The sequence below is a fragment of the Bacillus sp. FSL R5-0659 genome (genome assembly GCF_038008785.1).
In the GTDB taxonomy this organism is placed as follows: domain Bacteria; phylum Bacillota; class Bacilli; order Bacillales; family Bacillaceae; genus Bacillus; species Bacillus safensis.
In genome coordinates, this window is sequence record NZ_JBBOZU010000001.1 from 994,318 (window position 1) to 1,020,894 (window position 26,577).

The window sequence follows — 26,577 nt, forward strand, 5'->3', positions numbered from 1 at the left end:
CATTTTGCATAAAAGTCGAAGTTGATATGAAGCAGGGAAAGGGAGGAGTAGCGTTGGGAAGCTGTCCAAATTGTTCAAAAACATTTTCTTTCGTCGAAAAGTTTCATTTATCACATACGAAAATGATGATGTGTCCAAGCTGCCGGCATCAAATCAAAGAAACGTTTGTCTCAAAAATGAGTTTTTTCATGATCTGTTTGATTCCGCTATTGGTGCTGCTCGTTCAATTGAAAGGTGCTTCACCTATGTTGAAATGGCCGGTCTTATTGGGTTGGATATTGCTGAATTTCTATGTGCTTCAGCCGATCATTCATCGGTACGAGCTGAAATCAAGCTCATAAAATGAAGAGCCCAGCGATTGGGCTTTTTTTCATGAAAAAAAGAAGTGCTGAGAGCAGCACTTCCTTAATTGTCTGTGACGGCATGGTAGGATGTGAGGTAAGCCGGACGAGAGAAAATGGAGCCTGTATCCTCGTGTGGCTGAAAGAATGCTTCTGATTCTTGAAAGTCTTGAAATAAGTCCTCTGATTCCCAAAGTGTCAAAATCAAATAAACTTCTTCATCTTTTTGAGGTCTTAAAACGCGAATAGCTTGGAAGCCGCGCTGATGTTCTGAGATGTTCGTCTTTTTCTGAAAGGTGGATTCAAAGAGTGCTCTGCTTTCAAGCTTAACAGGGATATGATTCAAGGTGACGAAACCAGATTGGACAAGCTCGCCTTTCGCATAAATCACATCATAGGCATGAGGGGCTTTAAATACAGTCTCACCCTCCGTTTCATGAAAAAGAGCTGCTTGTTCTTTCCCGACCATATAAAGCAGATTTTCCAGATGGTGTTTTTTTGCGATTTTATGCAAAAAATCTGCTGTTCCATATGTAATATAGAAATTCATCTAAACCGCCTCCTGCTTGATAGTATAACAAAAGAATGATATATAATTCTTTGGCAGTCAATCCATAAAACATATTATGAAGCAATACATCCCATACTATCCGTATAAAGGAATGAGGTGACCTAATTTGAAGAAAAAGAAGATAATCATTCCATTAGTCATTGCAGGAAGTACAATCGTACTCTCATTTATTGGCTATCTGACGATTTTATTTTTAGGACATTATGTCATAGATGAAAAGAAGCTTGTTTTTCACGCTTCCTCCAAAATCATTGACCAGAATGGAAAAGAACTCACAAGCATGTATTCAGAAAATCGGGACCCTGTGTCGTTAAAAGAGGTGCCCGATAAAGTAGCAAAAGCCTTTGTGGCTGTCGAGGACAAGCGTTTTTATGAGCATCACGGAATTGATGCACAGTCTATTTCAAGGGCGGTTTATCGAGATATATTAGCAGGAGGAAAGGTAGAGGGCGGCAGTACAATTACTCAGCAGCTCGCAAAAAATATTTTTCTCACAAATGACAAAACCTTTCTTCGAAAAACGAAAGAAGTCATTATTGCCATTAATTTAGAAAGAGATTATTCCAAGGATAAGCTGCTTGAAATGTATTTGAATCAGCTTTACTTCGGCCATGGTGTTTATGGTATTCAGGCAGCAGCCAATTATTACTTTAGTAAGGATGTCAAAGATTTAACGGTCAGCGAAGGTGCTACTCTCGCTGCGATGCCAAAGGCACCATCTACTTATTCGCCTGTTCTACACCCTGATAAAAATAAACAAAGGCGGGACACCATCCTGAATTTAATGAACGAACAAGGATATTTGTCTTCAACAGAAACGGTAGAAGCAAAAGGGAGAACACTAGGCATTCATTTAAAAAAGAAATCAGAAACACCTTGGGTGGACAGCTATGTTGATCTCATCATAAAAGAAGCAGAATCAGAGTATGCCATTTCACATGAACAATTGCTTCAAGGCGGCTATACCATTAAAGTACCGATTGATATGAATCTGCAAAAAACTGCATATGATGCGATGAAGAACAACCGTTATTTCCCGGGAAAAAGCGGTTCTCCGGAAGGCAGCGCCGTATTTATTGATAACGAGTCTGGTGGAGTGAAAGCAGCCATTGGAGGACGAGAATATCAGGCGAGAGGCTATAACAGGGTGACAGCTGTTAGGCAGCCGGGATCTGTTTTTAAGCCGATCGCGGTGTACGGTCCGGCAATGCAGGAGAAAAAATTCAGACCTTATTCGCTGCTTGAAGACAAAGAAAAAAGCTATGACGGCTACTCACCTAAGAATTACGATGGGCAGTATGAGGGCCGGGTCACAATGATGGAAGCCCTCATGAAAAGTAAAAATACCGCTGCTGTGTGGACGTTAAGCCAGCTGGGCATTGATACGTCGAAGTCATATCTCGAGAAAATGGGGATAGATATCTCTGATAAAGGCTTAGCTATTGCGCTTGGCGGTTTAGAAAAAGGAGTTTCGCCATTACAGATCGCTGGGGCCTTCCATACATTTGCCAATGAAGGCGTATATAAAAAGCCTTTCTTTATTCAAAAGATCACCAATGATGAAGGAGAAACTGTAGAAAAGAATCGTGGTAACCAAGAACGAGTGTTTAGCGTGCAGAATGCATGGAACATGACAAGAATGCTTCAGCAAGTTGTCAAAGGCGGGACAGCCCAGAGCGGTTCATACGCTGGAGATTTAGCTGGTAAAACAGGGACGACCACATATTCGGGTGTGAAAGGTGCAACAAAGGATGCTTGGTTTGCCGGTTATACGCCTAGTACAACGGGTGCGATTTGGATGGGGTATGACAAAACCGATAACAGCCACTATTTAACTGGGGGCAGTCAATACCCAGTGCAGCTGTTTAAAGATATTTTAACAGCAGCTCAAATCACCAATGAAACGTTTGAAAAACCAGAGGGAATAAAAGAGCTTCAATCTCCTATCCATTTAGAGGGAGTATCAGGATTTGAAGCCCGCTATGCGTTTAAAATCAAAGGATTATTTACATTAGAGCTGTCTTGGAACAAGCAGGAGGATAAACGCGTTGAATACCGCATCTATGAAAAGAGAAATGGAAGCGAGACGCTGATCGACACAGTGACAGGCGTGGGCAGTTATACAATGCCGTATGCCAATGTATTTTCAAACGCAGAGTATAAAGTTGTTCCATATAATACCCAAACACAAGAAGAAGGCGAAGGCAGTGCGTATGTCAAGCCAGAGTCTTTTGGACGTTAATATTCGGCGATTTTTTGAACATTGAGCCGCTTTAGTATACCGTGCCTTGAAAACGCGGTATAGTAAAAGCAGTGTTTGAGCCTTATGCAAAGAGAGTGTAGGGCGAAAGGTGGAATGAAAGGTAATGGGAAAAACGAAGGTTTTTAATGACACGTTCTTAAAGGCGTGTAAAGGGGAAAAAACAGACCATGTACCAGTTTGGTATATGAGACAGGCAGGACGCTCACAGCCTGAATATCGTGCCCTTAAAGAAAAATACGGGCTATTTGAAATTACGCATCAGCCAGAGTTATGTGCTTATGTAACAAGACTTCCTGTAGAACAATATGGTGTAGATGCCGCTATTTTATATAAAGATATTATGACCCCGCTTCCGGCTATCGGAGTGGACGTAGAAATTAAAAATGGAATTGGACCTGTGATTGATGCACCGATTCGATCTAAAGCAGATATCGAACGTCTTGGGGAACTTCATCCTGAAGAAGACTTGCCATATGTGCTTGATACCATTCAGCTTTTAACGAAGGAGCAGCTGAATGTTCCACTTATCGGTTTTGCTGGCGCACCATTTACGATGGCAAGCTATATGATTGAAGGCGGTCCATCTAAAAATTATCATAAAACAAAGGCGCTGATGTACAGTGATCCTGAGGCGTGGATGCTGCTCATGAACAAGTTAGCTGATATGACGATCACGTACATACGCGCGCAGGTAAAAGCCGGGGTCAGTGCATTTCAAATTTTCGACTCATGGGTTGGCGCTTTAAATGCAGCAGATTACCGGACATTCATTAAGCCTGTTATGCAGCGAATTTTCACAGAGCTGAAGTCTGAAAACGTCCCAATGATCATGTATGGAGTTGGTGCAAGCCATCTAGCGAAAGACTGGCACGATCTGCCGCTTGATGTGGTTGGACTGGATTGGCGTATGAGTGTAGACGAAGCGAGAAAAGAAGGGCTCACAAAAACGTTACAGGGGAATCTTGATCCAACCATCTTACTTGCTCCTTGGGAAGTCATTGAAGAAAGAGCAAAAGATATTTTAGATCAAGGAATGAAATCAGATCACTTTATCTTTAACTTAGGTCATGGGGTATTTCCTGATGTTTCACCAGATACGTTAAAGAAGCTGACAGATTTTATTCATGGTTATTCAACGAAACATAAAAAATCATCCATCTAAACTATTTCAAATGATCTGAAGGAGTGTTGGTTGTGGAGAAAAAGAAAATGGGACTTCTTGTCATGGCATATGGCACCCCATATAAAGAAGAAGATATTGAACGTTATTATACACATATCCGCAGAGGCAGAAAGCCGGAGCCAGAGATGCTGCAAGATTTGAAGGATCGCTACAAGGCAATCGGCGGTATATCTCCTTTATCAAAAATTACAGAACAGCAGGCAAATGGTTTGTGTGATCATTTGAATGACATCCAAGACGACATTGAATTTCATGTCTACATTGGCTTAAAGCATATTGAACCGTTCATTGAGGATGCAGTTGCAGAGATGCATAAAGACGGCATCACAGAAGCAGTGAGTATTGTTCTTGCGCCGCATTTTTCAACCTTTAGCGTGAAATCGTATAACAAGCGTGCACAAGATGAGGCAGACAAGCTTGGCAATCTGAAGATTACGTCTGTGGAAAGCTGGTACGATGAGCCGAAGTTTGTGGACTATTGGGTGAAACAAGTGAAGGATACGTATGCATCGATGAGTGAAGAGGAAAGAAAATCAGCCGTACTCATTGTGTCTGCACACAGCCTTCCTGAAAAAATTATTGCAGCAGGAGATCCATATCCTGATCAGCTTGCACAATCTGCTAAAATGATTGCAGAAGGTGCGGGAATTGAACATTATGAAATTGGCTGGCAAAGTGAAGGCAACACGCCTGATCCATGGCTTGGACCAGACGTTCAAGACTTAACACGGGATCTATTCGAACAAAAAGGCTATAAAACGTTCGTATATGTGCCTGTTGGGTTTGTCGCTGACCATCTAGAAGTGTTATACGACAACGATTATGAATGTAAAGTCGTGACAGATGAAATCGGTGCAGCCTACTATCGTCCAGAAATGCCAAATGCGAAACCAGCATTTATTGATGCTCTCGCAACTGTCGTATTAAAGAAGCTTGACGAAAGCAAGTAATTATATAAAAGAAGGCGATCCTATGCATGACAATCAAAAACACCTTGTCATCATTGGCGGTGGCATCACTGGTTTAGCCGCCGCCTTCTATTTGGAAAAGGAAGTCGAAGAAAAAGGTCTTCCCATTCAAATATCTCTTATTGAAGCGAGCCCTAGGCTAGGTGGAAAAATACAAACATTATATAAAGACGGCTACATCATTGAACGTGGACCTGATTCATTTTTAGAAAGAAAGGTCAGTGGACCGCAGCTGGCGAAGGATGTTGGTCTCGCGGATCAGCTCGTCAATAATGAAACAGGGCAAGCATATGTACTAGTCAATGAAACCCTTCACCCGATGCCAAAAGGCGCTGTCATGGGTATTCCAACTCAAATCAGCCCATTCATCACAACCGGTCTTTTTTCAGTTGCAGGAAAAGCGAGAGCCGCAATGGATTTCGTACTGCCAAAAAGCAAGCAGACAGAAGATCAGTCGCTCGGTGAATTTTTTAGAAGACGTGTCGGTGATGAAGTAGTTGAGAATTTAATCGAACCTCTTCTATCAGGCATTTATGCAGGTGACATTGACCGCCTCAGCTTAATGTCCACCTTCCCGCAGTTTTATCAAACAGAACAAAAGCATCGCAGTTTGATTCTTGGGATGAAAAAATCACAGCAGCATGCGAAAGCGCAGCAAGTGACAGCGAAAAAACAAGGGCAGTTCCAAACGATCAATCAAGGACTGCAAGCGCTTGTTGAAGCAGTAGAAAGCAAGCTCAAGCTGACAACGGTTTATAAAGGGACAAAAGTGAAGCAGATTGAAAAAACTGATGGGGGCTATGGAGTGCAATTAGACAGCGGTCAAACGCTTTTTGCCGATTCAGCCATTGTGACAACTCCGCATCAATCGATCTATTCCATGTTTCCAAAAGAAGCGGGACTTGAGTACTTGCATGATATGACATCTACTTCTGTTGCAACAGTTGCACTCGGTTTTAAAGAAGAGGATGTTCATAATGAATATGACGGCACTGGTTTTGTCATCTCAAGAAACAGTGATTTCTCTATTACAGCCTGTACGTGGACGAACAAAAAATGGCCGCATACAGCTCCTAAAGGAAAAACGCTATTGCGTGCTTATGTAGGGAAGGCTGGCGACGAATCAATTGTCGAACAGTCAGACCATCAAATCGTCAGCATTGTGCTGGAGGATTTGAAGAAAATTATGGATATTAAAGCAGATCCAGAACTGACGACAGTGACTCGTTGGAAGACGAGCATGCCGCAGTATCACGTCGGTCATCAGAAAGCCATTTCGAACATGCGAGAAACGTTTAAGCAATCATATCCTGGTGTTTATATCACAGGTGCTGCTTTTGAAGGTGTCGGAATCCCTGATTGTATTGATCAAGGAAAAGCGGCCATTTCAGAGGCTGTATCTTATCTATTTTCATAAAATAAACTCCCTTTTCTACCAAGGAAAGGGAGTTTTTCGTGTTCTCATCATTCAAAAAGAGTTGTGAATCATAAAAGTGAACAAAGTTGTTGCATCCGGAGAAAAGGATGTGGTATATTACTTTCTGTACTTAATGACCAAAACGTTCAAATAGTCATTTTGGGAGTGAGATCATGAGTGTTGATAGGAGACAAATGATTTTAGACGGGGCTACGAAGGCATTTACTCAATTTGGGTATAAAGCCACCACAATGGATCTTGTGGCGAAGCTGGCCAACGTCGGAAAAGGAACCATTTATACCTTTTTCAAAAACAAAGAAGAGCTGTTCGATGAAATTTTCACATCCCTTTTAATAGAGATGAAGAAAATTGCGGATGAAGCAATGGATGAGGAGAAAAGTTTCTCTGAAAACCTTCATTTAGCACTCTTTGCAATATTGGAATTTCGAAAAAACCACCAGCTCACAATCAAAATCTTTCAGGAAAATGCGGAGCTTGGCACATCAGCGGTCAAGGAAATGATTGAGAAGATGGAGCAAATGATCATTCGCTATGTTAAAACGAAAGTAAAAGAAGCGATTGATAAAGGCGATATTAAGCCATGTGATCCTGAATTGACTGCATTTGTGATGGTGAAACTATATATTGCACTTATTTTTGATTGGGAAAAGCGATACGAGCCTTTAACAAAAGAAGAGGTGGCCGAGTCGCTGGAGCTTTATGTACTCAAAGGACTTTTAGCCGCAACATAATTTTTTTTAAGTTCAAATGACCAAATTCTAAATTTAGTCATTCATCTATGGGAGGAAAACAGCAATGAATTTAATTCGGAATCAATGGAAAGACATTGTGACGAGCAAAAAACTACTGATCCCGATTTTCGCTGTGTTATTTATTCCGCTGATTTACAGTGGCGTATTTTTAAAAGCGTACTGGGATCCATATGGTACAGTCGATCAATTGCCTGTAGCAGTGGTCAACTTGGACGAAGGCAGTCATTATGACGGGAAAACACTGCATGTCGGCGATGATTTAGTGAAGGAATTAAAGAAAAACGATAATTTCAAATGGAATTTTGTCGACAGTGAAGAAAAGGCAGTGAAGGGATTAAATAACGAGGATTATTATCTCGTCGTGGAAATACCAAAGGATTTCTCGAAAAATGCAAGTACAGTCCTTGATAAACATCCAAAAAAATCGAATCTGAAATATTATACGAATCCAGGCGCCAACTATGCGGCGTCACAAATTGCGAATAATGCCATTATCAAATTAAAAGATTCGGTTTCAAAGGAAGTCACAAAAAATTACGCAGAGGTCATTTTTGATAACTTCAAAACGATTGCAAAAGGCTTAGATCAAGCAAGCGATGGTGCGAAGAAAATTGATGACGGAACAAAAAGTGCAAAAGATGGCAGTAACAAGTTAAAAGACAATTTAGCAAAATTGGCTGAAGGAACGTTAACCTATAGCGAAGGTGTTCATCAGTTTGCTGGTAAAATGGGTGAACTGAACACAGGGATACAATCTCTTGACAGCGGACTTGGCCAGCTCTTAACAGGCTATCAAACCATCGATCAGAAATTTGGAGAGCTTGGTTCAGGAATTGATACATTGACTGAAGGGTTAAACACAAGCCGGGAAGGCCATCAGCAGCTCGCTTCTAAAATGCCGCAATTCACAGCGGGCATTGAGCAGCTAAACAACAAAGCACAATCCTTTTCAGAAAAAATTGAAGCAGTAGAAAAAGTCTTGTCATCACCAGAATTAGCGAATCTTGAAAAGATGGCGCCTAAACTCGATCAGGTGAAAAAAGACGCAAAAACGTTTAGTACAAAACTTGCTTCATTAAAAGAAGCGTTATCGAATCGAGATGCTAAAGTAAAAAGCATTATCCAAAACAGCTCAATGACAGATGAAGAGAAAAAGGCGGCAATGGATCAGCTTGACAGTCTGCCTAAAATCGAACTCCCTGATCTGTCTGGACTTGAACAAAGCTTAGCGGCCTTGCAGGAACTGCCTGATGCAAGTGAGGTTCAATCTGCGGTTGCTTCTGCAAAAGCTCAGCTGCAGCAAGTCAAACAGCTGCCACAGAAAACAGAACAGCTGTACACATCTACAGTCGCGATACAAAATGCGATTGATCAAATGACATCTGGTACGAATAAATTGTATCAAGGTGCACTGAAGCTTCAAACAGGTCAAGGCCAATTACAAGATGGTCTGCAAACAGCAAATGGAAAGCTTGATACAGCGAAAAGTGGTGCAGATAAGCTTGCAAATGGTTCAAGCCAGCTAAGCGCAGCGTTAAATAAGCTGGAAAGTGGTTCAACGAATATCCAAAGCAACACATCTAAGCTTGCTGAAGGCTCAAAATCACTCGATAAAGGATTGGGAGATTTAAAGAGCGGAACAGGTAAGCTGTCCGATAAATTAAAAAGCGCCGCTGATGAAACAGGAGAAATTGATGCGGGTCAAGACAATTACAATATGATTGCGAGTCCCGTGAAAACAGAAAATGATACAGCGAAAAAGATTGATAATTATGGTACAGGACTCACACCTTATATTTTATCGATGGGACTCTTTGTAGGGGCTCTCATGCTCACCGTTGTCTTCCCAATGAAAGACCCTGCTGGACGCCCTAGAAATGCGTTTGAATGGTTTTTCAGCAAATATAGTGTGCTCTTTTTTGTCGGTATCCTGCAAGCAGTTATTGCAAGCTCCTTGCTCATCTTTGGGCTCGGTCTTGAGGTGGAAAGCCTCTGGCGCTTCTATCTCTTTGCGATTATCGTCAGTCTGACATTCTTAGCGATCATTCAGCTGCTGGCGACAACAATGGGGAACCCAGGACGCTTCATTGCTGTTATCATCTTGGTTCTTCAGCTCGCAGCAAGTGCTGGTACATTCCCGCTTGAGCTTGTGCCGAAATTCTTCCAAGTCATTCACAGTCTGCTTCCAATGACGTATACAATCAACGGATTTAGAACGATCATTGCAAGCGGTGATGACAGCTATTTATGGCACCAAGCAGCGATCCTTGGTACAGTTGCGATCATCATGATGGCGGCAACAACAGCATACTTTGCTTGGAACGTAAGAAAAATGAAACAGGACGAAGTTTAATCCATGAATCCTTTCTCTTTAATAGAGGAAGGATTTTTCATTTGAAATTAGACATCTCGAACCTGAAGCGATATATTTTAAGAAGAGATGCTGAAAAAGGCATACATGGAAGGAATTGCTTTCAGACAAAGGAGGAAATGCCGAATGACTACTGAAGTAAATGAAACCGTTCAGCTGATTCAAAAGCTTGTATCAATCCCAAGTCCATCAGGAAATACAGAAAAAGTGATCGGCTTTGTTGAACGTTTTTTACAAGATTTGAACATTGAGACAAAACGAAATCGAAAAGGCGGATTAATTGCCACCATTAAAGGAACAGATGACAAAGAACATCGCATGCTGACAGCGCATGTCGATACGCTCGGTGCGATGGTTAAGGAAATTAAATCAAATGGACGGCTTCGTCTAGCACTTATTGGAGGCTTTCAGTATAACTCAATTGAAGGCGAATATTGTGAAATTGAAACAGCATCAGGCCATACATACACAGGGACCATTCTTATGCATCAAACATCCGTGCACGTCTATGCGGATGCTGGAAAAGCGAAACGAAACCAAGAAAATATGGAGATTCGTCTCGATGAAAAGGTGAAAGATGCAGACGATGTCAAAGCACTTGGCATTCAAGTAGGGGACTTTATCTCATTTGATCCGAGAGTGGAAGTGACGTCTTCAGGTTTTATTAAATCAAGACATCTGGATGATAAGGCAAGTGTGGCGCTACTTTTGCGGCTCATCCACAGAATTCAAAAGGAAAATATCACATTGCCGCATACGACGCACTTCTTAATTTCTAATAATGAAGAAATTGGCTACGGCGGGAACTCGAATATTCCAGAAGAAACGGTGGAATATCTAGCTGTAGATATGGGCGCGATTGGTGACGGTCAGTCAACAGATGAATACAGTGTATCGATTTGTGTAAAGGATTCGAGCGGCCCTTATCACTATGGATTACGCAAGCATTTAGCTGCATTAGCAGAAGAGCACAACATTGATTACCGCCTTGATATTTACCCTTATTACGGCTCTGATGCATCAGCAGCCATTAGAGCAGGGCATGATATCATTCATGGACTGATTGGTCCTGGTATAGATTCCTCGCATGCCTTTGAAAGAACACATGAAGATTCACTTGTCCATACTGCAGATCTTCTTTATCACTATGTTCAATCACCATTAATCACAGCATAAAAAAAGAACCCCGATAGATGGGGTTCTTTTTCATTAGCTTGAAAGCTGTGTTGGCTCGGGTACCTCTTGTCCTGTCATCACGCGATGTCCTTTTTCAGGGTCATACTGCCCTTCCCATTTAGACATCACAACAGCTGCAAGTGCATTTCCTGTTAAGTTCACAACAGTCCGTGCCATATCCATGATACGGTCCACACCTGCAATAAATGCAAGACCTTCAGCAGGTACACCGATCGTTCCTAATGTCGCGAGTAATACAACAAATGAAGTACCAGGAACGGCAGCCATTCCTTTAGATGTTACCATCAGTACAAGAACAAGTGTAAGCTGCTGGACGATCGTGAGGTCAATGCCATATACCTGTGCAAGGAAAAGCGCAGCAATGGCTTGATACAAGACGGAGCCATCCAGGTTAAACGTATAACCGATTGGGATAACGAACGAAACAATTCCTTTTGGACATCCGATGCGTTCCATTTTATCCATGACTCTTGGTAAAACTGTTTCAGAGCTGGATGTACTAAAGGCAAGAAGCATTTCGTCTTTCATGTAAGCAAGAAATCTGAAAATATTGACGCCAATCATCTTTCCGATAATTCCGAATACAACGATAAGGAAGAGAGCGAGCGCAAAATAAACAAGACCTACAAGCTTACCTAATGAAATAAGAGATTCAAGACCAAATTTTGATACGGTCACACCAATGAGTGCGAATACACCAAATGGTGCAGCTTTCATCACAACATTAACGACATGGAACATGGCATGTGATACACCCTCGAAGAAGGCGAGCACTGGTTTACCGCGTTCCCCAATCGCTGAAACGCCAAGTGCAAACAGCACAGTGAAGAAAATAATCGCAAGCAAATCACCTTCCGCCAATGATTGGAAGAAGTTCGTTGGAACGATATGAAGGAACGTATCAGCAACTGATTTGCTGCTTTGCTCTTTTTCCGTTTCAACATACTGGCTAATATCTTGTTTTTCCGCATGTCCAAAGTCAACGCCTGCACCAGGCTGTACAAAGTTTGCTAGGACAAGGCCAAGGATAATCGCAAATGTTGTGATAATTTCAAAATAAAGAATGGTTCTAAAACCTAGTTTCCCTACTTTTTTACCATCACCCGCACCTGCAACACCTAAAATTAAGCTGGATACGACAATTGGTATGACAATCATCTTAATGAGTCTTAAGAAGAAGTCTCCAATTGGTTTTAAGTATGTCTCGACTCCTGGGTTACCGAAAAAGATTGCCCCAACAACGACACCGAGAATAAGACCGATTAGGATTTGAGTAGCCAATCCAAATTTTAATTTTTTCATAGATTTCCTCCCTAACATATTCATTAAAGGAATATTCCCATCATATTAAGTTTTAATATATGAATTAAAGTATAACTAAAATTAAAGAGGTTCGTCCACGATAAAATTATATTAAGAAAATACAAAATTGTTAGAAAAAATAGACATTTAGAACCTCCTTCATTGTTTTTAGTCAATAAAAAGTGTCTTCAGAACTAAAACTCATCATATAAAAATACTAAAAAACCCTTTTGTGACAAGGGTTTTACCTTTTTACCTATTTTTCAGAAAAAATAAAAAGCACTTTTGACTCCAACTGACGGAGGAGGGAAAAAGTGCTTTTTTATTCAATTTATTCCCTTATTTAAGATAACTTACTTGTGAGCATTCCTCACATTCATTACCGTAACACTCGTGCTGTTCCATTAAATCATTTCCACATTTTGTGCATTTCTTTGAAGGCAAATTTCTAAAAAACTCTGTGATTTTTCCTAGCATTTGTCATCCTCCAATACGTTTTGTTGCTATCATTGTATTATAACAGATTAATAATTGTCAATCTGTTTTGTAACAATAGGCAAGAAGAATGCTTTTTCCATGAAAAATGGGTATATTGTAAGAAGGGGATTTTTAGAAAAGGAGGGAAAAATGACGATGAAATTAACCGTAATTGGATGCTATGGAGGGTTTCCGGCAGCAGGTGAAGCGACATCAGGCTACCTTTTTGAATCAAATGGCTTCAGGCTTCTTGTAGACTGCGGAAGCGGTGTTCTTTCAAAGCTTCAGCAATACATTGATATAGAAGAACTAGATGCTGTTCTCCTTTCTCATTATCACCACGATCATATTGCAGATATCGGACCACTCCAATATGCGAAGCTAGTGGGATATCATTTAGGAAAAAGCAGCGGCCCGCTTCCGATCTATGGACATACTGGTGATCAAGAAGCGTTTAGACGGCTTTCTGATGATGTACATACAAAGGCAAAGCCTTATCAGCCAGAAGAAGGGATTCAGCTTGGACCATTTCAAATTGATTTTTTGAAAACGGTTCATCCGGCAGAATGCTATGCTATGAGAATTCAGGCAGAGGATGCTGTGGTCGTGTATACAGCAGACTCAAGCTATCAGGAGGCATTTATTCCTTTTAGCAAGGGAGCAGATCTGCTCCTAGCCGAAAGCAATTTTTACGCTGGACAGGATGGATCAGGTGCTGGACATATGAACAGTACAGAGGTAGGGAAGATTGCAAAGGAAGCAAATGTTGGGGAACTCATCATCACCCATCTGCCCCATTTTGGTCGTCATAAAGACCTAGTCAATGAAGCACAGGCGTTATATACTGGCAATATACAGCTTGCCCATTCAGGGCTTAGATGGAACAAGGAAGGAAGATAGAGATGCTGTTTATCGATAACGAACAACATTATGATCCAATGATTAACTTGGCAATTGAAGAATATTGCTTAAAATATTTAGATCCAGAAGAAACGTATTTGCTGTTTTACATCAATCAGCCGTCAATCATTATTGGAAAGAACCAAAATACAATAGAAGAAATCAACACGAAGTATGTGGAAGACAACGGAATCAAAGTCGTGCGCCGCTTATCTGGCGGTGGTGCAGTTTACCATGACAAAGGAAACTTAAACTTCAGCTTTATCACAAAAGATGATGGGGACAGCTTCCATAACTTTAAAAAGTTCACAGAGCCGGTCATCAAAGCGCTTGAAAAGCTAGGTGTTAAAGCTGAATTGAGCGGCAGAAATGACATCATGGCAGATGGACGTAAAATTTCTGGAAATGCCCAGTTTGCAACAAGAGGACGTATTTTCAGCCATGGCACGCTGCTATTTGATTCAGAAATTGAACATGTCGTTTCGGCTCTAAATGTGAAAAAAGAAAAGATAGAATCAAAAGGCATCAAATCGATTAGAAGCAGGGTTGCCAATATCAGTGAATTGATGGATCAAAAAATGACAACAGAAGAGTTTAGAAAAATTCTTTTAAGCTACATTTTTGATACAAATGGGGACGTGCCTCAATATCGCCTGACCGAAAAGGATTGGGAAAAGATTCACGAGATTTCCCGAGATCGCTATCAAAAATGGGAATGGAACTATGGCCGTTCACCGAAATTTAATTTACAGCATTCTAAGAGATTCCCTGCAGGCTCCATTGATTTGCGATTAGAAGTGAAAAAAGGGATGATCCAGGATTGCAAAATCTTTGGTGATTTCTTTGGCGTAGGGGATATTGCTGATATTGAGAAGCGGCTCATTGGGCAGCAATATGATCGTAAAACGATCAGTGACGTCTTAGAAGATATGGATATGCGCCACTATTTCGGCAATGTATCAAAAGAGGATTTTCTTGATTTGATTTATTAATCGCGTGAAAGCACGGCTAGAGATAGCGGTGCTTTTTTGATTGAAGGAAATGAAAGCGATTTACATTTGATCTTGTGGATTTTTTCGATTGTCTATTATAATAGAAAGGAGGAATGTTCGGCCAGAAAATGAATGGTCATTCATTCATTGATGACATGTAAGGGGTGGGAGAATGGATTTGATCAAAAATCTTCAGCAGACGGCGATGACGAAGGGAGAAAATATCGCACTGATCTATGAAGGAAAGAAGTGGACCTATCGAGAGCTGATGACAAGTATCGAGCGTTTTGCAGATGGATTAGTCAACGAAGGGTTTCAAGCTGGGGATCATATCGCGCTTATTTTAGGAAATTCACCGCATTTTGTCATTTCTTTTTTTGGCGCATTAAAGGCAGGGCTTGTCGTAGTACCTATTAACCCAACATATACACCTAGTGAAATTGGGTATATGCTCATCACAGGCGATGTAAAAGGTATTGTGGCGCCTGAACAGCTTCTGCCAGTGTACGAGCAGGTGTATGAGCAGCTTCCGTCCATTGAAAGAGTCATCATTTGTGCAGAAAATGAATCGGCGTGCAGATCAAGCTTCAAGGAAGTATCTGATCGACTTGTTTTCTTTGGAAAGCTTGTGTCAGGAGCTGCGAATGAGAATGTACATCCTTCCATTCAGCCAGATGATACCGCTGTTATTTTATTTACATCTGGCACGACAGGAAAACCAAAAGGTGCAATGCTGACTCATTTCAACCTTTATTCAAATGCCAGAGATGTCGCTGAGTATTTATCGATTGATAAAAAGGACAAGGTCATTGCCGCTTTGCCAATGTTCCATGTTTTTTGTTTAACAGTCTGCATGAATGCACCGTTGATTCATGGTGCGACGATTTATGTCTTGCCGCATTTCAGCCCTTCAGAGCTTTTGCGCATGATGGAAAAAGAGAAGCCAACGCTATTTGTTGGTGTGCCCACCATGTATAACTATTTGTACCGCCAGGAGGGGCATGATAAAGCGATGGCATCTGTGAGGATCTGTATATCAGGCGGTGCCTCCATGCCTGTTGCCTTACTCCATGGCTTTGAGAAAAAGTTCGGTGTTACGGTGCTTGAGGGTTATGGATTATCAGAGGCATCACCAGTGACTGCATTTAATCCTCTTGACGGAAAAAGAAAACCAGGTTCTGTCGGGACTGACATTATGAATGTGAAGAATAAAATAGTGAATGAACTAGGAGAAGAAGTCGGTCCAAATGAAGTCGGAGAGCTGATAGCAAAAGGGCCGAACATCATGAAAGGCTATTACCAAATGCCAGAAGATACGGAAGCTGCACTAAGAGACGGCTGGCTGTATACTGGCGATTTGGCGAGAAGAGACGAAGAAGGATATATTTATATTGTCGACCGGAAAAAGGATATGATTCTTGTTGGCGGTTATAATGTGTATCCAAGAGAAGTAGAAGAGGTACTTTATCAACATGAAGCTGTAGCAGAAGCCGTTGTCATCGGTGTGCCAGACCCAAACACAGGAGAGGCAGTCGTCTGTTACATTTCCCCTAAGAAACATGCTCACATCAATCAAGAAGACATCATTACACATTGTTCACGCTATTTAGCGAAATATAAGCAGCCCCAAACGATCCATTTCATAGATGATATTCCTAAAAACACAACAGGTAAAATTTTAAGAAGAGCGCTAAAGGAAAAGTATCAAGCAGAAGAAAGTAAATAAAAAAAGGGAGTCTCTGATGAGGAGGCTCCCTTAGCATGTAGACAAATCCTCGCATCTCACGCCGAAAGAAGACAAAGGGCTAAAAAGATCATTTTAGCTCTTTTGAATGGCTTCTTTTAACTGTTTCTGAAAAGATTTCGACTGTTTTTGATTCAGTTCATAAAACGTTCCATCAACTAAAAAAACGACTTGTGATCGGTCGGTCCAAAGCTGAAAGGTGGTGCCGTTTGTTCGTCCGAACATCACTTTGGCGATATAATCGGGCTTTTTTAAATTTTTCTTGAGATGATTGCTTGTTTGTCTGCCTTTATTTAATTCTTCAATTAGATCTTCTGCTGTGTCCTTATCATCTATTTCATACGAGATGGATTCATTCGCTGGCGAGAGCAGCAATTTTTCTGCTCGATTTTCATCAAAGATTTCGCTCGTCCGGCTGAACACATAAAAGAAGGTGATGAATAAAAGTCCCAAAATCACAACTCCTGCAAGGATTTTCTTCATTTTGATCCTCCAACTCACTGTTATACATGTAGCTTCTCCGATTTTTGAGTCGCATAATCATTTTTTTCGCGAAAGCTTTTTCAGATGGGGCATGCTATGATGGAGCCACATGAGACAGGTTCTAAACGAAAAAAAGAGTGATTAGAATAGAGAGAGGAATGGAAAGGAGGCTGACCTGTGCGAGTACGTAAATGGGTAGCTCTTGCAACGGTAGCATACATATTGTACGGTCTTTTTATTTATTCATATTTGTTTCTAATGGGGGATTCATCGGTACCTGAAAGCGTAAAAGGGACAAGTGCAGATCCGCATACTTTTATGACAAGTCATGAGCTTGCGATCAGCGAGAATTTCTCGAACATACGGAACCTGCTGTATTTCATAACCATCCCATTAGATTGGTATGTCTTTTTCCTTTTGCTCATTTCAGGGTTTTCACGGAAAATAGCAGACTGGAGCCTGGCAGCAGCTCGTTTCACGTTTTTAAGCAAACTTGTGTACGTGTTTGTGCTGTCGCTTCTCACAATGCTCATTTCATTCCCAATTAAGTGGATTGGCTATCAGCTGTCTTTGCACTACGGAGTATCTGCACAAAGTACGGCAAGCTGGTTGAAAGATCAAACACTGGATTTTTGGATTCAATATCCGCTCCTTGCCCTTTGTGCAATTGTGTTTTTTTGGCTGATTCAAAAGAGAAGAAAACGCTGGTGGCTGTATGCGTGGTGTTTGACAGTCCCAGTTACACTGTTTCTCTTCTTTATACAGCCGGTCATCATTGATCCGTTATATAACAATTTTTATCCACTAAAGGATCAAGCGCTTGAAAAGAAGATATTAACGCTTGCAGACAAAGCGCATATTCCGGCAGATCATGTGTATGAGGTCAATATGTCTGAGAAAACGAACACGATGAACGCTTATGTCACAGGAATTGGTGAAAATAAGCGTATTGTCTTATGGGACACAACACTGCAAAAGCTGAAAGACCGCGAAATTTTATTTATCATGGCGCATGAAATGGGACATTACGTCATGAAACATGTTTATATTGGATTAGCCGGATATTTAGTGCTGTCATTGGCCGGATTATTTGCGATCGATCGTCTTTATTTTTATCTTTATCAAAAAGGGGCAGCCACATTTCGTCTGAAGGTGTCACACGACATTGCTGCTCTTCCGCTTCTTTTCATCATCGTATCGATGCTGTCATTTGCAGCTTCACCTTTTACAAATGCAGTGTCAAGGCATCAAGAACGGGCAGCCGATGAATATGCGGTGAACATGACAAAAGACGGGGAGGCGGGCGTAACGTCTTTTCAAAAACTTGCAAAATCAGGATTGTCCCAGGTGAATCCACCGTTTCTAGTGAAGATTTTCCGTTATGGACACCCAACCATGATGGAGAGAATCATGGATATGGAAAAAGCGGCGGAAAAAGAGAAGCCTCCTAAAAAGCAGTAATAAATAAAATCCGGCTGGATCAGCCGGATTTTTTTATCACACTTGGTTAGTTAGAAGCCGCTTGAACGTTGATTAACCCTTTTCCGTAATAGAATGAGTCACCAAGCGGTGTCGCTGTGCTTTCTAAGCGCTGGCGAACCTGTGAATTTGTTAGGTTCGGGTTTTTAGAAAGAATAAGCGCTGCTGCTCCTGCTACATGAGGAGACGCCATAGATGTTCCAGTATAAGAAGTGTATCCACTGCTTGGCACTGTACTTAAAATAGAAGTACCAGGTGCAGAAACATCTAATTCAGGACCTGCGCTAGAAGATGAGTTTCTGACATTGTTACTGTTTACATTGGCAACAGCAATTGTAGAATCGTATTTTGCTGGATAGCCAACTGTACTGCTAGAGCCGCTAGAGCCAGAATTACCTGCGGCTGCCACAACAACGACTCCACGGTTATTCGCTGTATCGACGGCATTTTTAAGCGCAGTTGAACCGCTTGGTCCGCCTAAGCTCATATTGATGACATCCATATTATTGGCTACAGCCCATTCAATACCGCTAATAATCCAGCTGTATTGTCCGTCGCCATAACGGTCTAATACTTTCACAGCATATAGGGAAGCGCTTGGAGCGACCCCAAGAACACCAATTGTGTTATCAAGGGCAGCAATGGTTCCAGCTACGTGAGTTCCATGTGATTGAAAGTCTTGGGTGGCATTTGGCTCTGAAGGGACGAAGCTCGCACCGCCTGCAACATTTAAATCAGGGTGTGCAGCGTGGATTCCAGTATCAAGGACAGCTACTTTGACATTAGCACCTTTATAACCTTGAGCGTGTACAGCTGGAGCTTTGATTTGAGGGATTCCATAAGGGACGGTTTGTGCATATGCTTCTGCTTTATGGTCTTCTTCTACGTAAGCAATGCTAGGGTCATGTTCAAGTTTTTTGGCGGCTTGTTCGGACATTTTCACTTGTGCAGCATTAATGAGGCGGTATTGTTTTTCTAGTTTTCCACCATTTTGAATGACAGCTTGTTTTTTAGAGCTGTTTGTGGTGGCGGAGGCTTTAAAACCAACAATATAGCTTTTTTCACTATCTGTTTTGGAGACCGTCTCGGCATTTGCCATGTAGCCTCCAAACCCTGCTGAAAACAGAAGAGGGACAGCCAATAAAACACTTGTCATCACATTTTTCTTTTTCACGCACATTCCACATCCCTTTTTTCTTATTTCAGAATAATCATCCGTAGTCTAATAGAATGATCCGTTTGATTATTCTGTATATTCAGTTTAAGGGAAGTAGGCAAATAAGAGTAGACCTGAATTTTTGTGAAAGTCCTAGCGAAAATTGGGGAATTAAGTCACTTGGAACTTGTGGTAAAATATGTTTATTCTATCATTTCAGCGATGATCTATTAAAAAGGGAGTGTGCTTTTTTTCTCATGATCCATTTCCGGTTAAATATTCGATACCCGAAAAGCCATAAAATAGGTAGAATCGTCTAGCATCTATTTCGAATTTCGATATAAAAAAATATTATTTTATCATTGTTTTTGTCATAAAAAAGAACCTGCTAAGATAACAGGCTCTTTAAGAAGGGGTGGATTGAGTTAAATGGCTGACCACATTGTAATCACGAACCTTCCATTTACCATCTGACCATTCCACATAATTTAAGCAAGCATTGACAAGTCTCGTGTTCTGTAGACCCATATGTTCATCAGCCAAAGTGGTGAGTAAAGCATGGATAGCAGCGCCGTGAGCTACGATCAAGACATGTTGATCAGGATAGGCGGCTCTGACTTTCTCAATACCTTCTAACATTCGGTTTTGAATCGTCTCAAGTGGTTCCATATTTGGATACTGTTTATCTGGAAACAGCTTTTGACGTTCCTCAAATGACATGCCTTCAGCGTCACCGTAATCTCGTTCAATGAAATCATCCATGATGACAAGTGGGGCATGGACATGATTTAAAATCAAGTGTGCCGTTTCTTTTGCCCTTGTTAGTGGACTGGAAATGACAACATCCCAATGGACATCCTTTAAGTAAAGTCCAGTTTGTTCAGCCTGCCATTTACCTTTGTCGTTTAAAGGGATATCTGTTCGTCCTTGAATTCGTTTCGCTGCATTCCAATCTGTTTCCCCGTGTCTGACTAGGCAAATTGTTGTCAATCAAATCCCGCCTTTTCTATCTTTTCTTCTATTATACTAAAGCAGAAGAAAAAAGGCTGTATTAGCGATTTGTCAGGCTAGTTAAGGATTCGACGGAACTTGCGACTTGAGACACCGTTTGTTTGACTTCCTTCAATTCGTTAAGGAAGGTCTGAAGGTCAATTTCAATTTTTCCGTTTTGGTTTTTGCTTAAGTTCATGCTGCTGACGATATCATCAAAGAGTGAATTGATTTGGGTCATTTTTTCTTTACTGTCTGTCACAAGTAAATTCACGTCCGCAATATGCTGAGACACAATGGCGATTTGTGAATTGGTATTGTTAACGAGTTCAGATACAGTTGAAACCGTTTTCTTTGTGTCCTCTGATAATTTGCGCACCTCGTTTGCAACGACAGCAAAGCCTTTTCCGTGTTCACCTGCTCGTGCAGATTCAATTGAGGCATTTAAAGATAACAAGTTCGTCTGCTCTGCAATACCTGTGACAATCCCAAAGATTTGTTCAATTTGTTTAGCGATTTCTTCAAGGCGCTTAATTTCTGTTTCAATCTTTGTCATGCTACCATCAATTTGATTCATTTGTGTTTGCTGAATTTCTAATTCTTTTTTACCGCCGATTGATTTTTCTTCGACCTGTGCTGAAATTTGTGTTCCAGCTTGTGACATGTCCGCCATCTCATCCGATTTTGAGACAAGCTTGTCAACTGCACTTGTTGTGTTTGAGAAGAGCGAAGCAAGCGAATTTGAAGTTTCCGTGATTTTTGTATGAAGCTCCTGCTGCTGCTCTTCTGCTTCATCACGAATTTTAGAATATTCATTTTGGAATGTATCTAGGACAAGCTGCTGCTCTAAATTTAAAATTTTCGTTGTCGCTTTGACTGCTGTCTGATATTCTTTGAAATCTTGGATATGGTTAGCGAATAAATCCATAATTGATAGCAGAAGGTCTTGGAATGCGGCCATGTACCATTTAGGCTGGAGTCCAATCCGTAAATGAACTTGAGCAATTTTAATGCGTTTTGCCACATAGTTTTCGTCAATCACACCTGCAAACATTTCGCTAATATGAATGCGGAGTGTTTTTTTCAAACGATCGACAGAACTATTGTCTTGAATGATATGCATCAAGGAAGACTCGACTTCTAAATTTTTATAAAATTTATCAACGATATGTGCAATATCATCCTGAACAATTGAATTGAGCTGCTTTAATATCAATAGGTCATGCTGCGTCAGGTCGATCATTTTGATTTGTTTAGCGATGTCCGTATTGTTCGAGAAATTGATTCGTTTTATCCCATCATCCTGCTCTGTGAAAAAAGCAGTGTTTTTTCTTTTCGACTCTTTTTTAAATAACAATGTGTTTGTCCCCCCATAATCATCACAAATATCAGACTTTATGTTTTTTATCGGATAATATTGGATTTTTTAAAGGGGAAGAGTGAAATTTTACTGTTCTTTATACGACCTTTTTAGTGGTTTTTTAGCAGGGCCTTCTACTACTTCTCCAGTAATAGAAAAACGTGAACCGTGACACGGGCAATCCCAAGTGCGATCACTATTATTCCAAGCGACTTCGCAGCCTAGATGAGTACATGTGGTATCGACAAGAAAGACATTTCCATCCTCTGATTTATAGGCGCCGCACTTTTTATGTTCATACGAGATAATGCCGCCCTCGCCTGGTTGTAAATCATCGATTGTTTGATCAGTTCGTTTGAATTTACCACTGATCAGCTTGGCAGCGACATTGGTATTTTCTTTTATGAAATCTTTGACGAAAGAGTCAGTAACAGGTCTTGATGGCGTAAAAATTGATTCGTATGGATTCGATTTTCCTTCAATTAAATCACCGATAAGAGTAGCAGCCACGTGGCTTGTGGTCATGCCCCATTTTCTAAAGCCGGTCGCTACAAAGATATTCTGGTGGTGTTTGGTCAGGCGGCCAATGTAAGGGATTTGATCCATTGTGACCATATCGTGTGTCGACCAGCGATACAGCACTTCTTCAATTCCAAGGGTGGCGTCTCCAAACGTTTCTAGTCCTTCATAGTGAGCGGATTCATCTCCGCCTTGTCCTGTTTTATGACCTTCTCCTCCGATGAGGACAACTTCCTCGCCGTGCCATTCTGCCGTTCTTAATGAGTGAGCAGGCTGATCAATTCCGAGGTACATCCCGTCTGGGAGAGGTTTTGTCGTTTTGGCTGCTACGACATAAGATTGTTCTGGATGAATTCGGGTGAAGTAAAGTCCTTTCCCATCATAAAAAGGAAAGTGTGAGCATGAAATGATGTAGCGCCCTGTCAGATGATGTCCGTTTTTTGTGACGACAGCAGGCCGGTTCCCTTCTTTTACATCAATAGCGGTTGTTTGTTCAAAGATACGTACACCTCGCTCTAGGAGCTTGTCGATTAGCGCATTGAGATAATGAAGGGGATGAAACTGTGCCTGATTGGTCATCGCAAGGGCTGCTTTGATGTCAGCGTCAAAAGGAAGCTCTGTTTTCCATTCCCGGTCAATACCAAGCTGTTTGTAGGCATCTAATTCCTTCTTTAACTTTTTTACACCGCTTTCTTCCTTTGTATAAAGGTACGCATCTTTTATCTCTAGCTGACAATCGATGTCGTGCTCTTTGATACGAGCTTGAATGAGGTCTTTTGCTTTTTCGTTTGCTTCTACATACAAACGTGCTTTTGGCATGCCAATTTGTTGAATCAGCTCATAATAGTACACATCATGCTGTGAGGTGATTTTAGCCGTTGTGTGTCCGGTCGTGCCTTGCAGCAATTGTTCGGCATCAATGATGATCACATCTAATCCTCGCTCTGTCATTTCAAACGCCGCAGCGATACCGGTAATACCGCCGCCGACAATGATCACATCTGCTGTGAGATCTTCATTGACAGAAGGAAAAGAATGCTTCCGGCTGTCCGACAGCCATAACGATTTTGCCTCTTCCATTCCTTTATGTTCTTGTTCCATGTTGTCGCCTCCACTTGACTTGTTGTGTATAATTTTTCCACAATGATGAAAATCATACATCTGTAATGAAACAAGGGCGTCATACATAAAAAAGGAGCCAGCACATAAAAATAAACAAGATAAAAGGAAGGAGTGGACTAACGTGTCAACAAAGCAGCCGAAGAAAACATTGCCGCCTCAGCACCAAAATGAACGTCCTGGTCTTGAATATAAAATGAACCCTAGACCTGTCTTTGATCGTGAGGTGCAGGACAAAAAGTTAGCGGGAAAAACAGCCATTGTGACAGGTGGAGACAGCGGGATTGGAAGAGCAGTCTCTGTCTTATTTGCGAAAGAAGGTGCCAATGTCGCCATTGTTTACTTAAGTGAACATCGCGATGCCGAGGAGACGAAGGACTATATTGAGAAAGCGGGAGGCCGTGTCATCTTAATTGCAGGTGATTTAGGGGATGAGGCTTTTTCAAATGAGGTCGTCAAAAAAACAAAAGATGCGTTTGGTTCCATTGATATTTTGGTGAATAACGCCGGGGAACAGCATCCGCAAAAAAGCATTGAGCAAATTACCTCGCATCAGCTTCTTCGGACGTTTCAAACGAATATTTTTGCCATGTTTTATTTAACAAAGGCTGTTCTTCCTCATTTAAAAAAAGGAAGCAGTATTATTAATACAGCATCTGTCACCGCCTATAAAGGGCATGAAACATTGATCGATTATTCATCTACAAAAGGGGCGGTCGTGACATTTACGAGATCATTATCCTTATCGCTCATTAAACAAGGGATTAGAGTGAATGGGGTAGCACCGGGTCCCATTTGGACACCGCTGATTCCATCAACCTTTACGGAAAAAGAAGTCTCTGAATTTGGCGGGGATGTCCCAATGGAGCGTCCTGGTGAGCCAGTAGAGCTTGCACCGAGTTATTTATTTTTAGCAAGTGAAGATTCATCTTATATGAATGGACAAATGCTCCATGTGAATGGCGGAACCATTTTAAATGGATAAACAAAAAACTTGCGGTAAAGAGACAAGTTGCTGTCTCTCTGCCGCAAGTAAAATCATCATGATTGATGTAAGCAGTGTTCTGCATATTGAGCTGACAAGTCATTGAATCGCTTTTCATCACGCTGATCCAGAGCCTTATCAATCTCTTCTCTTAGGAAGGTTAAGCGCTGTTTATAAAGCGCCTCATCTAAAACCATTTGAATATAGATGTCTAAAATGGTGACGCCGTTTTCTTCGGTTTTTTGGGTGTTGCGGGACTTCATGAGCTCAGCATACGTTTTTTTCTCTTTCATAAAGAATCCCCCCGATGCCTTTTTTATAGTATATGGATTGGCGGAGAAAAAATCAACAAGAATTTATAATTTTTAGACAATTTATTTTTGAGCAGAATCGACATCACTTGTCCAATCGACAGAATGTGATATATCTTTAAAAAAAGCTTTTCGATAGATCGAATGGACTAAAAAATATGATAAAAAGATGAATTTTAATAAATTTTGAAAAAATCCTGTCGTTTCTTATATGTTGGTGATAGATTAATAGTATCTTAAATAACCAAATATTAACACAGGAGGAAATGAAGTGTCAGGAATTAGTGAAACACCTTTAGATTCATACGTCATTAATCAAACAACAATGGCGGTCCTTTCAGTTGAAGAAGGAAAAAGAGTATATTCAAAAGTCATCGAAAGAGAGACAAGCTTTTATGTTGAATTAAAGCCCCTGCAAATTATTGAACGCAGCTGTAGATTCTTCGGCTCAAGCTATGCAGGCAGAAAGGCGGGAACATACGAAGTAACAGGAATTTCTCACAAACCCCCAATTGTGATTGACTCATCCAATCATCTGTATTTCTTCCCAACCTATTCATCCAACCGTCCTCAGTGCGGCTGGATCTCCCACAAATACATTCATACCTTCCAGGAATCATCCCTCGGAGACACGGTGGTCACCTTTACAAATGAGCAAACCATCAAACTTGATGTCTCTTATAAATCATTTGAGAGTCAGGTGCACCGAACAGCATATCTCCGAACGAAATTTCAAGATCGTCTTGATGGAGGTCTTCCTAAGAAACAAGAATTTATGCTCTATCCAAAGGAACAGCAGCTCAATCTTGTATACGATTTTATATTAAGGGAGCTTCGTAACAGATATTAATCAAAAGCCAGCGGCAGAGCAGCCGCTGGACCTCTTATCTCATATGGACTTCATGCAATGTAAAAAGGGGGACATCCATCATAAAGATGAATTCATTGAAACCAAATACGTATGTCTCGTCGTCTATTGGTTGTATTGGGAAATGACAGGGGAATGTGAATCCTTAGACGTATTTTCATCATAAATCACAGAAGTGACACGAGCTGTCTGTTACAATAAAAGAAAATCATTTCTTGCGAAGTATTTTTATGTAGTAAAGGATGCTTATATTTGACCGATATGAACGAGTGGGATGAAGAAATGGAGGCTCTGTATGAAAAAACAATCACATTTGGTGCTGCTATTTATCCTAACAGTGACATTACTAGCAGCCTGTCAGCAAGCAGGTCAATCGCCTTCAAAACAAGACGCAAAAGAAGCTGCTTATGAACAATGGGTTCAATCTTATATGAATGAGTTAAATGAATCATATGAAAAGATGACCGATCAGTTTATCTCAGATGGACATGGAAAAATTCAAACAAATAAAAAATTGACAGAAGCGACGAAAGCATTTGATCGTGTGATTCAAAAAGGGCTTGATCATCAAGAAGTTCCAGCCGCTTATCAAAAGGCCGATCAACAATTAAAGACGGGCCTGGCTTCATTTGAAAAAGGGGTTAGTAAGGTGGAGAAGCTCTTGAAGCATCCCGATCAAGAAAAGCTGTTTATATCCGCTACCCATCATTTTCAGGATGGCTTGCAGCAGACAGCCGCATTTATTGAAGAAGTAGGTCAGATTCAGCAATCATCCTAAAAAGCTTGGAAGGTTTACTTCCAGGCTTTT

The 26,577-nt window shown here is 41.0% G+C and carries 24 protein-coding genes and 1 pseudogene; 15 read left to right on the forward strand and 10 right to left on the reverse strand.

The window, feature by feature from the left end:
* The first annotated feature begins 188 nt into the window (after nucleotides 1-188).
* Nucleotides 189-341 (forward strand): hypothetical protein, encoded by a 153-nt coding sequence (locus tag NSQ72_RS04955; protein WP_228285951.1) that lies wholly within the window; start codon nucleotides 189-191, stop codon nucleotides 339-341.
* 64 nt (nucleotides 342-405) lie between these two features.
* Here the strand turns inward: NSQ72_RS04955 and NSQ72_RS04960 are convergent, their stop codons facing one another.
* Complete coding sequence (locus NSQ72_RS04960) at nucleotides 406-891, reverse strand: antibiotic biosynthesis monooxygenase family protein (protein ID WP_024425462.1); 486 nt, start codon at nucleotides 889-891, stop codon at nucleotides 406-408.
* Between the two features lie 127 nt (nucleotides 892-1,018).
* Here NSQ72_RS04960 and NSQ72_RS04965 point away from each other — a divergent pair, with 127 nt between their 5' ends.
* The 7 genes from NSQ72_RS04965 to NSQ72_RS04995 all read left to right on the forward strand — a co-directional run bounded on the left by NSQ72_RS04965 (nucleotide 1,019) and on the right by NSQ72_RS04995 (nucleotide 11,063).
* A complete protein-coding gene (locus tag NSQ72_RS04965; RefSeq protein WP_144464943.1) occupies nucleotides 1,019-3,154 on the forward strand; it encodes a transglycosylase domain-containing protein in 2,136 nt (711 codons plus the stop codon).
* A gap of 124 nt (nucleotides 3,155-3,278) precedes the next feature.
* On the forward strand, nucleotides 3,279-4,337 hold the full coding sequence (gene hemE, locus NSQ72_RS04970) for a uroporphyrinogen decarboxylase (RefSeq protein ID WP_341083433.1): 1,059 nt from the start codon (nucleotides 3,279-3,281) through the stop codon (nucleotides 4,335-4,337).
* A 32-nt stretch (nucleotides 4,338-4,369) separates the two neighbouring features.
* Nucleotides 4,370-5,308, forward strand: a complete 939-nt coding sequence (gene hemH, locus NSQ72_RS04975; RefSeq protein WP_099663110.1) for a ferrochelatase — start codon at nucleotides 4,370-4,372, stop codon at nucleotides 5,306-5,308.
* A gap of 22 nt (nucleotides 5,309-5,330) precedes the next feature.
* Nucleotides 5,331-6,743, forward strand: a complete 1,413-nt coding sequence (gene hemY, locus NSQ72_RS04980; protein ID WP_039177605.1) for a protoporphyrinogen oxidase — start codon at nucleotides 5,331-5,333, stop codon at nucleotides 6,741-6,743.
* A gap of 173 nt (nucleotides 6,744-6,916) precedes the next feature.
* Complete coding sequence (locus NSQ72_RS04985; RefSeq protein WP_059376290.1) at nucleotides 6,917-7,495, forward strand: TetR/AcrR family transcriptional regulator; 579 nt, start codon at nucleotides 6,917-6,919, stop codon at nucleotides 7,493-7,495.
* A 64-nt stretch (nucleotides 7,496-7,559) separates the two neighbouring features.
* Entirely contained in the window at nucleotides 7,560-9,869 is a 2,310-nt protein-coding gene (locus NSQ72_RS04990) for a YhgE/Pip domain-containing protein (RefSeq protein ID WP_059376286.1), read from the forward strand.
* Nucleotides 9,870-10,013: 144 nt separating this feature from the next.
* Nucleotides 10,014-11,063, forward strand: a complete 1,050-nt coding sequence (locus NSQ72_RS04995; RefSeq protein ID WP_039177610.1) for a M42 family metallopeptidase — start codon at nucleotides 10,014-10,016, stop codon at nucleotides 11,061-11,063.
* A gap of 33 nt (nucleotides 11,064-11,096) precedes the next feature.
* Here NSQ72_RS04995 and NSQ72_RS05000 read toward each other — a convergent pair whose 3' ends face one another.
* Nucleotides 11,097-12,386, reverse strand: coding sequence for a cation:dicarboxylate symporter family transporter (locus tag NSQ72_RS05000; RefSeq protein ID WP_106025312.1), 1,290 nt, complete (start codon nucleotides 12,384-12,386; stop codon nucleotides 11,097-11,099).
* A gap of 339 nt (nucleotides 12,387-12,725) precedes the next feature.
* Nucleotides 12,726-12,863, reverse strand: a complete 138-nt coding sequence (gene yhfH / locus NSQ72_RS05005; RefSeq protein WP_008359029.1) for a protein YhfH — start codon at nucleotides 12,861-12,863, stop codon at nucleotides 12,726-12,728.
* 156 nt (nucleotides 12,864-13,019) lie between these two features.
* Between yhfH and NSQ72_RS05010 the strand changes: the two genes are divergently transcribed.
* The 3 genes from NSQ72_RS05010 (at nucleotide 13,020) to NSQ72_RS05020 (ending at nucleotide 16,481) form a co-directional block, all read left to right on the forward strand.
* Nucleotides 13,020-13,763: an MBL fold metallo-hydrolase gene (locus NSQ72_RS05010; protein WP_180272396.1), complete on the forward strand. Its 744-nt coding sequence runs from the start codon at nucleotides 13,020-13,022 to the stop codon at nucleotides 13,761-13,763.
* 2 nt (nucleotides 13,764-13,765) lie between these two features.
* Nucleotides 13,766-14,755, forward strand: coding sequence for a lipoate--protein ligase (locus tag NSQ72_RS05015; RefSeq protein ID WP_024425472.1), 990 nt, complete (start codon nucleotides 13,766-13,768; stop codon nucleotides 14,753-14,755).
* A 172-nt stretch (nucleotides 14,756-14,927) separates the two neighbouring features.
* Nucleotides 14,928-16,481 (forward strand): fatty acid--CoA ligase family protein, encoded by a 1,554-nt coding sequence (locus NSQ72_RS05020; protein ID WP_341083437.1) that lies wholly within the window; start codon nucleotides 14,928-14,930, stop codon nucleotides 16,479-16,481.
* Between the two features lie 93 nt (nucleotides 16,482-16,574).
* Here NSQ72_RS05020 and NSQ72_RS05025 read toward each other — a convergent pair whose 3' ends face one another.
* A complete protein-coding gene (locus tag NSQ72_RS05025) occupies nucleotides 16,575-16,982 on the reverse strand; it encodes a hypothetical protein (protein ID WP_047202362.1) in 408 nt (135 codons plus the stop codon).
* A 177-nt stretch (nucleotides 16,983-17,159) separates the two neighbouring features.
* Between NSQ72_RS05025 and NSQ72_RS05030 the strand changes: the two genes are divergently transcribed.
* Nucleotides 17,160-18,443, forward strand: a complete 1,284-nt coding sequence (locus NSQ72_RS05030) for a M48 family metallopeptidase (protein ID WP_341083439.1) — start codon at nucleotides 17,160-17,162, stop codon at nucleotides 18,441-18,443.
* 46 nt (nucleotides 18,444-18,489) lie between these two features.
* Here NSQ72_RS05030 and NSQ72_RS05035 read toward each other — a convergent pair whose 3' ends face one another.
* The 5 genes and pseudogenes from NSQ72_RS05035 to NSQ72_RS05050 all read right to left on the reverse strand — a co-directional run bounded on the left by NSQ72_RS05035 (nucleotide 18,490) and on the right by NSQ72_RS05050 (nucleotide 23,587).
* A complete protein-coding gene (locus NSQ72_RS05035) occupies nucleotides 18,490-19,635 on the reverse strand; it encodes a serine alkaline protease SapB (protein WP_341083441.1) in 1,146 nt (381 codons plus the stop codon).
* 387 nt (nucleotides 19,636-20,022) lie between these two features.
* Nucleotides 20,023-20,607: a histidine phosphatase family protein gene (locus NSQ72_RS05040; protein ID WP_039177618.1), complete on the reverse strand. Its 585-nt coding sequence runs from the start codon at nucleotides 20,605-20,607 to the stop codon at nucleotides 20,023-20,025.
* 61 nt (nucleotides 20,608-20,668) lie between these two features.
* Nucleotides 20,669-21,280 (reverse strand): methyl-accepting chemotaxis protein, encoded by a 612-nt coding sequence (locus tag NSQ72_RS19315; protein ID WP_404841197.1) that lies wholly within the window; start codon nucleotides 21,278-21,280, stop codon nucleotides 20,669-20,671.
* A 144-nt stretch (nucleotides 21,281-21,424) separates the two neighbouring features.
* Nucleotides 21,425-21,964 (reverse strand): annotated as a pseudogene (locus NSQ72_RS19320) (protoglobin family protein); the annotation flags it as partial.
* A gap of 90 nt (nucleotides 21,965-22,054) precedes the next feature.
* Entirely contained in the window at nucleotides 22,055-23,587 is a 1,533-nt protein-coding gene (locus tag NSQ72_RS05050) for an FAD-dependent oxidoreductase (protein ID WP_212043318.1), read from the reverse strand.
* Between the two features lie 142 nt (nucleotides 23,588-23,729).
* On the opposite strand from NSQ72_RS05050, the gene NSQ72_RS05055 reads away from it, so the two are divergent.
* Nucleotides 23,730-24,590, forward strand: coding sequence for an SDR family oxidoreductase (locus tag NSQ72_RS05055; protein WP_024425480.1), 861 nt, complete (start codon nucleotides 23,730-23,732; stop codon nucleotides 24,588-24,590).
* A 56-nt stretch (nucleotides 24,591-24,646) separates the two neighbouring features.
* On the opposite strand, the gene NSQ72_RS05060 is transcribed toward NSQ72_RS05055, so the two are convergent.
* Entirely contained in the window at nucleotides 24,647-24,883 is a 237-nt protein-coding gene (locus NSQ72_RS05060) for an IDEAL domain-containing protein (protein WP_008348804.1), read from the reverse strand.
* Between the two features lie 289 nt (nucleotides 24,884-25,172).
* On the opposite strand from NSQ72_RS05060, the gene NSQ72_RS05065 reads away from it, so the two are divergent.
* Nucleotides 25,173-25,751 carry a competence protein ComK gene (locus NSQ72_RS05065; protein WP_039177625.1) on the forward strand — a complete coding sequence of 193 codons (579 nt, stop codon included), beginning with the start codon at nucleotides 25,173-25,175 and terminating at the stop codon, nucleotides 25,749-25,751.
* 313 nt (nucleotides 25,752-26,064) lie between these two features.
* A complete protein-coding gene (locus NSQ72_RS05070) occupies nucleotides 26,065-26,547 on the forward strand; it encodes a hypothetical protein (protein ID WP_212043319.1) in 483 nt (160 codons plus the stop codon).
* Nucleotides 26,548-26,577 lie beyond the last annotated feature (30 nt).